Source organism: Ruegeria sp. AB9 (assembly GCF_056542585.1).
The window spans coordinates 1-12,986 of sequence record NZ_JBQGAA010000023.1; the positions used below are offsets into that span (position 1 = coordinate 1).

At 56.3% G+C, this 12,986-nt stretch carries 11 protein-coding genes and 1 pseudogene; 4 read left to right on the forward strand and 8 right to left on the reverse strand.

Annotated elements, in window-relative coordinates:
- Window positions 1–142: 142 nt before the first annotated feature.
- From ACR0K5_RS23555 to ACR0K5_RS23565, 3 genes and pseudogenes are all read right to left on the reverse strand, one after another.
- Window positions 143–409 (reverse strand): annotated as a pseudogene (locus tag ACR0K5_RS23555) (ester cyclase); the annotation flags it as partial.
- A 328-nt stretch (window positions 410–737) separates the two neighbouring features.
- Window positions 738–1,958 carry a flavin-containing monooxygenase gene (locus ACR0K5_RS23560; RefSeq protein WP_480631976.1) on the reverse strand — a complete coding sequence of 407 codons (1,221 nt, stop codon included), beginning with the start codon at window positions 1,956–1,958 and terminating at the stop codon, window positions 738–740.
- A 24-nt stretch (window positions 1,959–1,982) separates the two neighbouring features.
- Window positions 1,983–3,062 (reverse strand): class I SAM-dependent methyltransferase, encoded by a 1,080-nt coding sequence (locus ACR0K5_RS23565; RefSeq protein WP_480631977.1) that lies wholly within the window; start codon window positions 3,060–3,062, stop codon window positions 1,983–1,985.
- A gap of 117 nt (window positions 3,063–3,179) precedes the next feature.
- Between ACR0K5_RS23565 and ACR0K5_RS23570 the strand changes: the two genes are divergently transcribed.
- Both ACR0K5_RS23570 and ACR0K5_RS23575 read left to right on the forward strand, forming a co-directional pair.
- Window positions 3,180–4,196 (forward strand): GlxA family transcriptional regulator, encoded by a 1,017-nt coding sequence (locus tag ACR0K5_RS23570; RefSeq protein WP_480631978.1) that lies wholly within the window; start codon window positions 3,180–3,182, stop codon window positions 4,194–4,196.
- Window positions 4,197–4,374: 178 nt separating this feature from the next.
- Window positions 4,375–4,944 (forward strand): hypothetical protein, encoded by a 570-nt coding sequence (locus tag ACR0K5_RS23575; RefSeq protein ID WP_480631979.1) that lies wholly within the window; start codon window positions 4,375–4,377, stop codon window positions 4,942–4,944.
- A gap of 164 nt (window positions 4,945–5,108) precedes the next feature.
- Here ACR0K5_RS23575 and ACR0K5_RS23580 read toward each other — a convergent pair whose 3' ends face one another.
- The 3 genes from ACR0K5_RS23580 to ACR0K5_RS23590 are packed head-to-tail and all read right to left on the reverse strand — an operon-like array spanning window position 5,109 to window position 9,270.
- Window positions 5,109–6,086: an ATPase, T2SS/T4P/T4SS family gene (locus tag ACR0K5_RS23580; RefSeq protein ID WP_480631980.1), complete on the reverse strand. Its 978-nt coding sequence runs from the start codon at window positions 6,084–6,086 to the stop codon at window positions 5,109–5,111.
- Window positions 6,083–8,863: a relaxase/mobilization nuclease domain-containing protein gene (locus ACR0K5_RS23585; protein ID WP_480631981.1), complete on the reverse strand. Its 2,781-nt coding sequence runs from the start codon at window positions 8,861–8,863 to the stop codon at window positions 6,083–6,085. The genes ACR0K5_RS23580 and ACR0K5_RS23585 overlap by 4 nt, the downstream gene beginning before the upstream one ends.
- Window positions 8,860–9,270 carry a MobC family plasmid mobilization relaxosome protein gene (locus tag ACR0K5_RS23590; RefSeq protein ID WP_480631982.1) on the reverse strand — a complete coding sequence of 137 codons (411 nt, stop codon included), beginning with the start codon at window positions 9,268–9,270 and terminating at the stop codon, window positions 8,860–8,862. Before ACR0K5_RS23590 ends, ACR0K5_RS23585 begins: the two co-directional genes overlap by 4 nt.
- A gap of 497 nt (window positions 9,271–9,767) precedes the next feature.
- Here ACR0K5_RS23590 and ACR0K5_RS23595 point away from each other — a divergent pair, with 497 nt between their 5' ends.
- Together ACR0K5_RS23595 and ACR0K5_RS23600 are read left to right on the forward strand one after the other, a co-directional pair.
- Window positions 9,768–10,595, forward strand: a complete 828-nt coding sequence (locus tag ACR0K5_RS23595) for an AAA family ATPase (RefSeq protein ID WP_480631983.1) — start codon at window positions 9,768–9,770, stop codon at window positions 10,593–10,595.
- A complete protein-coding gene (locus tag ACR0K5_RS23600; protein WP_480631984.1) occupies window positions 10,582–10,962 on the forward strand; it encodes a hypothetical protein in 381 nt (126 codons plus the stop codon). The genes ACR0K5_RS23595 and ACR0K5_RS23600 overlap by 14 nt, the downstream gene beginning before the upstream one ends.
- Window positions 10,963–11,389: 427 nt before the next feature.
- Here the strand turns inward: ACR0K5_RS23600 and ACR0K5_RS23605 are convergent, their stop codons facing one another.
- Window positions 11,390–11,590 (reverse strand): hypothetical protein, encoded by a 201-nt coding sequence (locus tag ACR0K5_RS23605; RefSeq protein ID WP_480631985.1) that lies wholly within the window; start codon window positions 11,588–11,590, stop codon window positions 11,390–11,392.
- 629 nt (window positions 11,591–12,219) lie between these two features.
- Window positions 12,220–12,822: a class I SAM-dependent DNA methyltransferase gene (locus ACR0K5_RS23610; protein ID WP_480631986.1), complete on the reverse strand. Its 603-nt coding sequence runs from the start codon at window positions 12,820–12,822 to the stop codon at window positions 12,220–12,222.
- Window positions 12,823–12,986 lie beyond the last annotated feature (164 nt).

Below are 12,986 nucleotides of genomic sequence, written 5' to 3' on the forward strand. Positions count from 1 at the left end.
ATATGACAGATGCCCAAAGGTATTCCTCTCGGCCATCGCTCTCGCTGCTACCGTGCTGTTCTGGCTGTAAATCAATGAGTCTGGAGCCTAGCCACTCACCTGCGTGGGTTGCTGTAAGAGTTTTATAAGCCACAACCGTATCGCCTTCTGCAATCAGCTTCTCAACATCTGCGTGTAAGTCCGGGAAAGCCTCCAGGAAAATAGCATATCCTTGCTTTAGTCCCTCAATCCCGCCAACGAACGCACCGCCCCCGCTTGCAGTATGATCAATGAAGTCTTCGGCAAAAACGTCAGCGATTACCTCGAGTGAGTGACCATTTTGAATTTCGTCAATGTAGCGTTGTACAACTGCTTTATTGGCTTCGGTATCCAAGTTTCCCAAACCGATCCCCTTTTGCCTGTTCAACACAATGAGGCCGATTGAAGTGGATTTAGTCAATGCTTCCTGCTTATTCGAAGGTTTGCTCTCGGTTCTCTGCGCTATTGATGAGCGACTGGCGGCAGCCCCAAGCAGGCACTCGCACGGTGCTACATCAGACGTTGCTGGAACCTAGTATCAGGTTTCATATCAATGAGGCGCTCAAGACCTACGTCCCGCAACAGATGGTTAGGTAATTCGTCCAAGTAATGAGTTTTCCGTTTCCGGCGCAGGAGGTTCCCGCAGAGTTGACAGGCGCTTGTGATATGCAGCCACCAGCCCTTTGGTGGCGACTGCATCAGTGCAGAGTTTAGGAAATTCATCGCGCTGCTCCTTCCAAAGACTGAGCGCCTTGGCTTGTACCTTGTGACAGATGCCTTGATGTTTGAGCTTGGGACGAGGCGTTGGCACACGCTTCGATATGGTTCGCGATGCGACCTGCGCTGATACCTGCCGCGCGGAAGAACCCCTGGAACAACAATCCGTACCCTGTGAACCAAAGCCCAGGATTTCGGGAATCTTCCTGACCCATTGGATGCAATGGATAACCTTTGTTGTCCAACGCACCCATGTTCCCGAAGAGTTCATCCAGATCTGCTCGATAACCAGTGGCGCAGATCACCACGTCGGGGTGGAGCTTTCGACCGCTGGCCAGTTCAACGGCGTGAGGCGAAAAGCCAACGGTTTCGCTGACGGCCGCAAACTGACCAGATTTCAGCGCAGAAACGAATCCATCATCCAGAGCGAAGGTAACTCCGTCTTTCAGCATCCGCGAACCACCTCCCATGACATGGCGGCGCAGGCCATAGCGGCGCAGGTTCCCAAAGAAGGCGCGCTGCATGATCGAAAAGATCGGATCGAGCGACCATTTGGGGAACAGCGTGAACAGGTTAGCCAATCGCTGCAAAGAGAACCCGAATACCCGCGATGGCAAGATCGATGGTCCGTGCCTGACCGAAACCCAAACCTGCGCCGGGTTACTGCGCGACAAATGATTCAACACATCTGTGCCTGAGTTCCCAGCCCCGATGACGAGAACTTTCTTCCCGTCGTATTCACTGGGGTCGCCAAAGTCGGCGGCATGAATGATTTGCCCGCCAAAGTCCTCCATGCCTGGCCAAATGGGCATATCAGGCACTTTCTCTCGCCCCGTCGCGACAATCAGGTGCGCGCTGAAATAGGTGCCTCTGTTGGTTTCGATCTGCCAGATGTCGTCTTCGCGGCGGATTGACAGGACACGGGTCTCGAAATGGATATCGGTGGCAAACTGGCTTGCATACTCGCTCAGATAGTCGACGACGGCATCTCGGGGCAAAAAGGTGTCCGAGTTACGAGGTGCGTGTTGGCCGGGGAGCCGGGCAAAATGGCGATGAATGTTCAGTCGTAACTTCGGATGCCGTGCGCGCCACGGATCGGCCACCCTGTCGGACGCTTCCAGAATGGCGAACGGAATATTCCGGGCGCGCAGTTCAGAGGCCGCAGCCAACCCGGAAAGACCGGCTCCGATAATGATGGCGGTTGTTGAATGAGGAACTGTCATTTGAAAACTCCGTAATCAGTGCACTTAACGGCGCGCGAAAAAATATGCGTTGAGTTGATCATGAGGTAGGTGATGGGTCTCGACCTGCCCGAAGCCTGCATTGGCGAGGTATTCCTGTGCTGTCTCGATACCCCACATTGCCCCGAGACCTGGCCCGCCTTGTCCAATCGACACTGGCGTGCAGTGCATCAGCGACAGCGAATAAAGCAGGGGTGCAAATGGGTTCTGGATGTTGGATTCCAGATTTCGGGACCCGCCTATATCTTGCATCAGGAACAATCCGTCCTCGGCGAGTGAGCGGTAGACAAGGTCCAATAGTCCCTGCGGGTCTTTCTGATCGTGGACCGCATCAAACGCTGTGATCAGATCGAAACTTCCAAGAGATTTGATTTTGGAAAGGTCCTGCGCACGAAATGTCAGATTCTTCAGACCCATGCGTGCTGCTGAGACTTGCGTTTCAGTAAAGGCGTCTTCACACAGATCGATCCCGACAAAGCGGCTTGCGGGAAAGACCTGAGCCAGTTCCATCATCGCGCGGCCCGCACCGCAACCTACATCCAGAACATCGATGCCGTGCTCAAGACGTTCGATCAGACCACGTTCTACAGGAAGGATGTGCTCGATCAGGGCTGATACCACCAGCTGAGCACTGTCTTCTGCCATGACTTCGTGAAAGCGACAGTAGTCATGGTAATGGGTGCCCGCACCATCTCGAAACCGCGCGACCATGTCCTCCTCAACCGAGGCCATGACTCCGATGAACTGGCAGGTTACAGCCATGTTGTCGGGTTTTGCCGCATGGGTAAGCAGCGCCGCGTGTTCAGGCGGAAGAGTGTAGGTTCCGGTTCCGGGGTCGTAGTCGACCACGCCCGATGTCACCATCACGGCCAACCATTCGCGTACGTAGCGCTCGGCCAGGCCAGCCTTCTCGGCCAGAGTTGAGGAGGTCGCGTTGGGTAAATCGGCGAGCGCGTCAAATAGATGGGTACGGTGGCCAATCGACGTCATCAGCGCGAGCGCGGCACTATTCAATGTGCCGACCATCTGCTCACCAAAGCGCTCTGCCTTGGCCTCATCAAAAGTGACTGCTGTTTGTTCGTTCATTGGGTTTCTCCGATGCTTTTGGGGTTCGTCTCGTCTGTTTCTGCATCGGTATTGCCGCAGGTTTGCGAGTCATGATATGCCTACAAATGACCAAATCGGTGAATATCGGACATATCGATGCCAGCATTCAAAGCGCCCTGCCGTACCGTGGTTGTGACTTTGCCCTGCGTCGGAACCTCGACGGCTTACAGTATTCTCGATGCGCTCGCTTCGGTCGGCCGGGATTGGGAAATGCTGCATGGGACCCGTCCCAAGGCGAAGATATTTGACGCCAAGTTGCTGTCGGTAGATGGAACGCCTTATGTCGACATCAACGGACGGCGGATCACGCCGGACGGATCACTGGCCAATTTTGGTCAACCAGACCTGGTGATCGTTCCTGACCTGCATCTTGCGCCTGACGCACCGCTGCCGGATGAATTCGCGGTGGTGGTCCCGTGGCTTGTCAAGGCGCACGCTGACGGTGCGATCATTACGTCTGTTTGTTCCGGCGCGCTCTTACTCGCGGCAGCGGGCTTGCTGGATGGGCTTGATGCTACAAGTCATTGGAGTTTCTGTGATGTCATCGCCCGGAAATTCCCGGATGTCCGGGTACGTCGTGAACGGATTCTGATACCTGCGGGTGACGGGCATCGGATCGTGACGGCAGGCGGAGCGTCTGCGTGGGGTGATCTGGTACTGTATCTGGTCGGCCGAGTTGCCGGTCAGGATGAGGCTCGGCGCCTCGCCAAAATTTACCTGCTCCAGCCCCACACTGAAGGACAGTTGCACTACGCTTCTTTGACTGCGGGAGCACAACATGAAGATGCGCTGGTTGCAGATGCCCAGGTTTGGGCGGCGGATAACTATGCCCTGCCAACCCCGGTCGCCGCCATGGCCGCCCGAAGCGGTCTGACCGACCGAAGTCTGTTGCGGCGGTTTCGCAAAGCCACGGGGCAGACGCCAGTCGAGTACATTCAGACGCTCAGGGTCGAGGAAGCCAAGCAAATGCTTGAGACGACCGATTTGCCCATCGACGAAATTGCTGCGGAAGTTGGATACACGGAACCCTCAAGCTTCCGAAATGCATTTCGGAAGTACGTTGGTATGCCAGCATCAGCCTATCGCAAGAAACGCTTATTATCCCATCAGTGATCAAGGGCAACCCAAACCAGACCTTCAAATCGTGCTCTGTAAACTCCGAGTTGCGGACTTTGCTGCCGTCCAAAAGCCTGGTGTTGAATGGCCGGTTTTTGCGTCAACCAATGGAAGCACTGTTTGATTCAATAATTGTCATATTTTTGATTCAGTTCCGTGAACAAATTGAGTTGTGATGAAACCGGCTGTTATTCAATCATCAAGACCTCGCGTTGCCAGTCTCCATATCCTTTGGGTCAGCCTCGCGCTGATATGGCCGTTGATCTATATCTTCACAATCCATCCCGCCGATCATATCGGATCGTTTTTCAAAGCTTTCTTTGCACTTTGTGCAGTATCAAGCGGGGCAATCGCCTTGAACGAGGGGCGGAAGGCGTGGCGCGTACTCAACACGCCAGGCGATTGGAAAGCCACGGTTTCTTCAAGCCGCTTGGTTTGGGATGTTGCCATACCTACTCAAAATTTGCCGATGGATTTGCCCCTTGTCGATGTTTCCAAAGCACTAAGGTTAGAAATCAGTCGCACAATCAAAGACAGCGATGGTGAGTACACCGAAACCGAAGATCGCTTTGAGCTTCATTTTGTCGATGGACGTGTTCAGACCCTTGATCGCGAAACTGCTGGGCTGAATCCACACCGCGTTTTTCTGGCGCTTTCAGAACGGGGCATACCGTACGAAATTTGGACGCAAAATCACACCAAGAACAGCGTCGATACATCGAGGATTTATCAGCGATCTTATTGAATTGGTGAGTGAATGCTGCCGTTCAATGCTCACCGCCGCAACCTGCACTTTGGGCTCTTTGTGGCCATTCTCCGCAGGTTGCTTGAACATCGGCTAAGCCTTACCAGCGGTCTGCACGACCGAAAAACCTGCTTCGGCCATTTCCGCAACGGACATTCACAAACCTATACTGCTTTCTCCCTGAGCACTCTGACGGCAACCGGCCGCCTCTGATCCCCGGTTTTCCGAAACTGCACAATCACGTCAATCATCGAGCGGCAATATTCGAGGATTTCGGAATAGGTCAGCCCGGTATCCGCCTGCAGGACCATCAGTGCCAGACGCGACAGGGCGGCTTCTGGTGAGGCCGCGTGCAACGTGGAAATCCCGCCTGGATGGCCCGAATTGATGGCGGACAGAAAATCATAGGCTTCGGCACCGCGCAGCTCCCCCATGATGATCCGTTCCGGCCGGAATCGCAGACAGGCTTTCAAAAGATCGCGGCTAGTCGCATGCTTGTGCACCACCAGAGACACCGCATTGGGCTGGCTGGGCCGAATCTCCAGCACGTCCTCAATGGTCATGATCCGCTCTGAGTGGTCGACTTCGCCAAGACAAGCGCGCAACCAGGTCGTTTTGCCGGATGATGTCCCCCCGGACAAAAGGATGTTCCACTTGGCATTGACGGCCGCGCGCAGGAAATCGCCAAAACCCTTGTTCTCGTAGGCGTCGAACACAGCCTCATCGGCGGGATCAACGCCGGATTTCAGATCGTCCATATTGGCGTCCAGGTCCGGCAAGCCCTGCATCAGATCATCGAGTGAGAGTTGCTTTGCCACGGCTCGACGCAAGGCAAAGGCAACACCATCTTCCACGGCGGGTTTGACTGCAACCTGCGCCCGCCACAATGACCCGTCGATTTCGAATTGCGACCCGGCCAGCGGTGTCTTTTCTGAAATGGGATTACCCCCAGCAAGGTCATGTGCAAGCGCCTCGGCATCATCCTCACCTATCGGCTGGTCCAGCAGACGCATGGCCGGTTCGCCACTGCGCTCGATCCAGATTCTGCCGTCCGGATTCAGGACGATTTCAGACAGGAGAGGATCGGAGAGCAATTGCTCTCCGAACACCCGATTCAATGTACTTTGCAGATGGCGACTCATCGGCTCATGCTCCGGTCGCCCTTGGTGCGTTCTTCACGTTCCCGACGCCGTTGCTCTTGCACCGCCGGGTCACGGTCAATCTGCCGATCAAGGTTTTTCACATCCCAGGCTGTGCGAGTGACATTGACGCGCTCCGGCTCGTCAGTCTCGGGGTTCCGGCGTGACCGAGTGACTTCCTCTTTGCCCGCTTTGACAAACGTGGCCGTGTCACCGACTGAGATATTGTTCCGTGCCATCTGGTCCTGCAGGGCGGTGCCCCAGATCCGTTCCGGCTCGTCTTTGCCTTCGACCTTCATATCGACATAGAACGACTTGCTGTTTGGATCATCGGGGCGCAGCAGAGCCTCTTTGGCATCGATGATGACACCAGTAACACCGGTTTCAACGGAGACCTCCTGCCGAACAGCACCAACTTGCTGGCCCTTCTCGCCTGCCTTTGCAGTCGTAGCATCGGGCAACATGGGCTGTTCCCGTGACCGATCGTTGTCGCGTGGTGTGCGCTCGATGTCGGTTGCTTTCCAGGCGCGGCGGTTTGCCTCGATGGTCTTCTTTTCGCCGGTCTTTGGATCAACCTTGCTTACGGTCACCCTCTTATAACCGTCATGAGCAAGCGTGGCCGTGTCACCAATATTGAGGTTTTCACGCTGCATCAGGTCGGGCAGATCGACACCCCAGACGCGGAAAGGTGTGTCGCGGCCGTCCACTTTCAGATCGACATAAGGCGACAGGCTGTCTTTCTCGTCTTCTTTGTAGAGCGCAGATCCAACCTCGACGATCTGCCCGCGCACGCCTGTGTCCAGATCAGGGCGATACGGGGCTGAGCTGACGGCTTTTGCATTTGGTGCCTGCCCTTGCTGTTCCGGGCCTGGGCGTGTGTCGCCCTCAAAACGATCCGGTGTTCGACCTGTCACAAGCTCTAGTACGCGATCCTCGATTTCAAGCAGACGGCCTCCAATGGCAGCCCGGTCAAAGCCCTGCCCTTTCATCCTCTGCATTTCGTCCTGAACGCCGGTCTTGATCTTCTCGTACAGGAACTCGTCACCCCTGCCCTCTGCAAAGGCGCGGTTAATGTCACGGATCTCGCCACGGGCATCGCGGTAGATCTCAGAAGCGTCTTTGTACGCGGTCTTCATGTCGATCCGCGCCTGGTTCTCGCTGAGCGAATGCGCGTTGGCCAAGGTTCTAACATCGCGTTCGAACCAGTTCTCGCGCGTCTGCTTGTCCACGTCAGCGCCATTGCGGATACGCGACAAGACCAGATCGCCATTGATGCCCATCGCTTCGAACCGCTCGGCCACTTGCCTATCCGCATCCTTGAGTACAGCCTTGGTTGCCGCGCCACGCGGATCGTTTGCATCGGCGCGCTCCCGACCATCTGAGCCTCCCCGCTTCAGTCCGATGGGCAGAGTGCGCGTTGGATCTGCTGCGTCTTGTTCTGCAGCCCGGCGCTGGCGTGTCGGGTCCACGTCGTCGCGGCCAACTTCGACCTCATCGTCCCGCTCCAGACGCTTGCCAAAGAACGTCCTGGTCTCTTCATCCATAAGCGGCTCATAGTCCCGCAGAACACGCGAAATCGCGGCCTCAGTCTGGCTGCGCTTGTCTTCGTCCTCCATGGCCTCGGCCTTTGCGTCCATGCCCGTGATAAACTCACGGACATCGGTTCCAATGGCCTTCATTTCCCCATCAATGGCCGGGGCGTGTGTCGGGTCCATCTGGTTGGCGACTTGTTGATTCATGTCGATTTCCTCTGATCTGAGAACCCCGTCCGTCACCAGGATTGATGCTGCGCCGAGTACAGCTTTGCTAAAGGCTCCCAGGGTCTCGGCACGTCCTGGGTATTGGGTTGTGAAAATGCCCTGCTCAAAACCGGCGTGATGCGACCGGAGTGTTTCGCCAAGGGCGGCATAGTCTGCATTACGTTGATCGCTCATGACCTGCAGTTGATCCGGCGCGGCGACTTGCTGTCGACCGATTCCAAAGAAAGGAAAACCACTGCGCTGCTCTGGGGTTGGCCGCTCGCGCAGAGTCCGGCCGTCGCGCCGTGCATGAACCCGCGCGCTGCTTTCGCGCTCCGGGCGCAGGTTGCGGCTGAACCGGCTGGTGGCGGTCAGGACAATGCCAACGTCCCATGCGGTCTCAACCTGCAGCTCTCGCAGATCTTGCGTTTTGATCCCGTACCGGCTCAGCTGAAGGGTCTTGCCAGACGCTCCTGCCCGGCTGATCACCAGATGCGTATGGGGGTGACCGGTGTCGTCGTGATGGGCCATCACATATTTGTAGCGGTCGCCATATTCGCCATTCGCCAAACGCGCGCCGAAACTGCGCGCGGCCTGCTTGGCGGCCTCCCGATCTGTGTCCTTGGGGTAAGACAGGATGACGTGATAGCTGTAGTTCGTGACCCGCGCGTCCATCCGAGCCCAATCCTTCGCCCAGTCGTCTTGCACATTCCGCAGCCCCTCCGTCCCATGCGACAGCTCACCGGTATCGCCACGCTCCATTTCGACGGTGCCCTTGCGTGTGATGTAGGACAGCTGGCCGCCCAGACGGCCGGACGCCGTGACGCCGCCACCTCGGACAACCTTGACCACCGCCTGATTGGTCAGAAGTGCATTGGCAATCATTCCGGCAGCACCACCTGACGGGTTCTGCCGCTGAGGTGATCGACGCCGCGATCGCGCGGGGTTTTGACCAGGGCGCGGCTTCAGGTTCGGGATAAGTTGAAACTCTCCAAACAGCGCGTCCCAGGCCGGATCATATGCGGAGGCTAGGCTGGTCATACCTTAGCCTTCGCCCTGGGTGACACACGTGACGCACGCTGTTTCTCAGCCAGCCGCTCGATCTCTAATGCACGGGTAAAAGACCTCTCATGGGCGGCGTCGGAGTAATCTTCGATCAGCCGGCGCAACTCCCGAACCTCAACTTTCATGGCCTCGATCTGTTCTTCCGTCCGCTTGTTGAGCCGGAACTTCCCGGCATTTGCGGCGCGGGTTATCTGGTTGAGGTTGTTCGCCATGCCCACCAGCTGCACCAGATGCTCCCTAAACTGCAGCGTTCGGAATTCTTCTTTCGTCGGAATACCAAAGGCTATGCGGATACAGACACGCACCAGTCCGGTCACGCTGCGCAGCTGCATGGCCTTGCTGCGTTGCTTGAGGAACGCCAATTCGTCCTCATCAAAGCGCATGGTTGTCGTGACTGATTTAGATACGCCAGGTGGCATCGGGGCTTGCTCCACGATCAGAAATCGTGCGTGGCCCCGTCAAACCGCGCGTATTGTGTTTCAAGTGTAAGTTGAATTGGTAGCCGACTGCAAGTCTAACAGATTGTCGATAGCACAATATGTATTATCCCGCAAAGTAAGCGTAGGATGTAGACGGTCTGTAGCACGAGGCACGTTCATTTGTGGTGTACCAATGCCGTTGGTCAGCCACCTGATCCCGAGCCGCAAACCGCATGCGGCAATCAATGGCTACCCGATGTTGCAGGTTGCAGATTGCCACCCATGGGCCACCGCTTGCCTGCCGGCATACGCGGCGCAGAGCCTGCAATCTGCAACCTGCGCAACGCCCATTTCTTGACGGCACACAGGCCGCAAGCGTTGCAAATTGCTTAGAAAAGCAATAGCTTTGATTTCAGCGCGGGTGACGGGTCGCGCGATAAATTGCAATCGCGAGCCCGGTTGTGGCACGCCGCTGCGCGGCGTGGCTTTCGGGCGCAGACCCGGGGACCAAATTGAAAATCTATGCAGCCGTAAACTCCAAAGGCGGAGCTGGGAAATCTTCCATGCTCGTTGCCTTCGCTTCCGCTTTGCACCATCAGGGTAAACGTGTCCGTATCCTCGATCTGGATTCCCAAGGAACACTCTCGGAATGGTTGAATCCGAACAACGGGTTGGACCCGATCCCAGCCGATGAACTTCTGATCGAGGCCGGGCAGTTTGCCAAGGAAGACGCAGAAAATGCCAAACTGGCTTATACCCATATTCTTGAAGCAGAAAAGGCGGGGGGCTTTGACTACCTGCTGATCGACACCAAAGGTGAGCCCAGCATAACCGCCGCAATGGCGATGGCAGTGGCCGACATGGTGTTGTGCCCGTCTGACGGATCATCGGCGGAATACAAGCCAATCCTGGTCACATACCGATCCTGCGAAGCGGCCTTGCAGCAAATCGGCAGCACCGCAGACCCGAAAGAGAAATTCCGCATCATGTTCACCCGGCAGTCCGTTGCGCAGTCAGCCGGTATCCGGAAGGGCAAACAGGCTTTGGAAAAGCAGTTCACCTGCATTGGTGGCATTGCCGATTCCGCCGCGATGGACGACGCGCTTCGGGCGGGGACAACGATTGGCCGGTTGATGGGTTTTGCGCATGAAGCCATGGGACACGCGGATACGCAGTCAGCCAGGTCGAACGCCCGCCGCACGGCGGATCGGTGCCAAAAGGCGCTGAGCAATGCTGATTTTGTTCTGAACGCATTGAAAGAAAGCGAGGTGCAGCATGTCGCGGCCTAAGGACATCGATAGCCTGCTTGCCGGATCGACATCAGACATCGCGCCGACCGTGACGGAGCTCAAAAAGCAAAAGCAGGATGCGCCTGCAGCTGAACCAAAGCCCAATCCTGTCGAAGTGGGCAAGGCACCTGAACGGAAAGAACGAAAGCCAAGCGCCCGACAGCCGGATGAGCCGCGTCGTGCCGCGATCAGGTTTCAGGTTTCGGCACCTGAAGGCGGCGAAGTGGAAAGCGCCTTAGAGGAAATTCTGGCCGCAGTTCCGAAAACCCTGCGATCAGGCATCAGCATTGGCACCTTGTTCAGACAAGTCTTGATCGAAAATGACGCGGAGATTGCTGCCATGATCCGCAAAAGTGTTGAGGGATAAGACCCATGGACAAGAGATTGTCCGACATCGCGGTGGTGTTCACGGCACCGCTGGCCGAGGGTTAATCACAGACTGGCGCTGAGATATTTGGTGTCTCTGCTTACAGCCTGCTTCGGTCAGGCCAATTTCGCCCAAGGTTGAAATTGCTCAGACTGGATAACCCTCAGCCCCCCAGCGGAGAGGACATTCCAAAACTCTTGGGCCAATAGATGTGGCAACAACGGAATGAGCCAAGGAAAGGCCAGACAGTGCGCGCGTTGGATTACCCTTTGGCTATTGTCCGGTTCATTCGTCCAGAATTGCCCCTTTTTAACGAGCTGGCTGTCCCTGCCCGGCCGTTAGGCCGCACGCCATACGTGGCGCTAATGTGGTCCGGCTCTTTGGCCGGAGCAACGGAAAGGGCGGCTTGCGCCGCCCTGCCCTCTCGTCACTCAGTGACCGGTTCGTCATCGGTGCGCTTCGGGAAGGCCACCATTTCAACGCTGGGGAACATGCTGTGCTTGACCTGGATCGAGGTGATGTTGCCGGTCTCATCGGTGTTGACGAAGAGAACCCCGCAGCGATCCCAGAAAGTCTTGCCTTCTTTTTCACCGGTCTTGACGTTCAGTTTCAGAGTTTGAGTTGCCATTGTTTGATCCTCGCTATGACGTGTTTCGATGAACATGGGAAAAGCGGGCATCAAGGGGATGTCAGCAGGGAATTTGGTCCGCGCGGAATGCGCCACAGGCGCAGGGGAAATTCCCTGTTGAAGCGCGGCGACCGTTCCGGGCACCGCGCGGCTTCCCCGACTGCCCGTTTATGTTCATCCCTTCAGAAACACGGCAGCCGAGGATCATCTCTGGCAACGGGTTTGAAACTGACAGACCAAGTGAAGGGCAAGACTTTCTGGGATCGCTGCGCGCGGGTCATCTGAACAAAGCGATACAATTTGTGGCAGCAACATCACCCCGGTCTATCACAGGCGCAGTGTTCAGTTCCGGGTCCGGGTGGCCTTTCTGGATCGGTAAGACCGTCGTAGCAAAGGATCAAGGATCACCGGCGGTGCAAGCCGCACATTCCAACTGGCGGAGGCCAAAGACCGGACGGTCCGGCCCTGATCCGCGCTTGTGCGGATCAGGTCATCAGCCGGACACAATTTGAAATTGCGGAGTCTGACCAATAACCGGTGCTAATTCTCTAAATTGAACTTTGCTGCCCGAGCCATACCAAAGGTCGGCCAATTGGACGCACTGATTGTTCACGCATCCAAACACAAGATCATTCCGTTTTTCGAACCCCCGCTCCAATCAGAACAGGCATGACCTGCTCATCAGATTTGAACTCGAATACCCGTTCGACCCGAATTGAGCTAAGCCTTGCCGCCTCCAGCGCGGCTTTCATTTGGTTTAGCGTCAATCCAAAACCGTCATCACCTGACGCTTGCCAATCCCACTGAACAAAATGTCCCCCCTTGTTGAGCAAACCCGCCAGCACTGCCACAGCGCCACTGTAATCCGGAAGAAAGGCGCAAACGGAAGAAGCGCAGATCAAATCGAAACCTGAGACCCCGGTCTCCACCTCCCGAACATTTCCCGCTAGCATATCCCCGTGAACGGCCCTGACATTGGGCAGGTTCTTTGCCTGCAGGACTGCAATCATATTCTCCGAGGTATCAACCGCGACAACTTCCTCCACATGCGGTGCGATTTTCTCCGCCAGCAATCCGGTGCCACATCCAAAATCGAGAACTCGCTTTGATTGCCAATTCTTCCCACGAATATACAGGTGCTCGTCCAGCGTGTTGAAAGCGCGACTCGCATAGCGTCTGACGTCGCTATTGTCGTCCCAACCATCGGCATAGTCGTTCCAGTCGTCGGTCATGTTGCTTGCGCTTCCTTGTGGATTTGCATCGGCCCCAACACATCTGCGCTGAGGCAGACGCATCGATACCAACGCGCGACATTGGCTAGGTTGGCGACAACAGTCAACATGGGTTTGGAACGGCATAGGGAGGGAATAGAGGCGACCTCGGCAAGCCTCTGCCG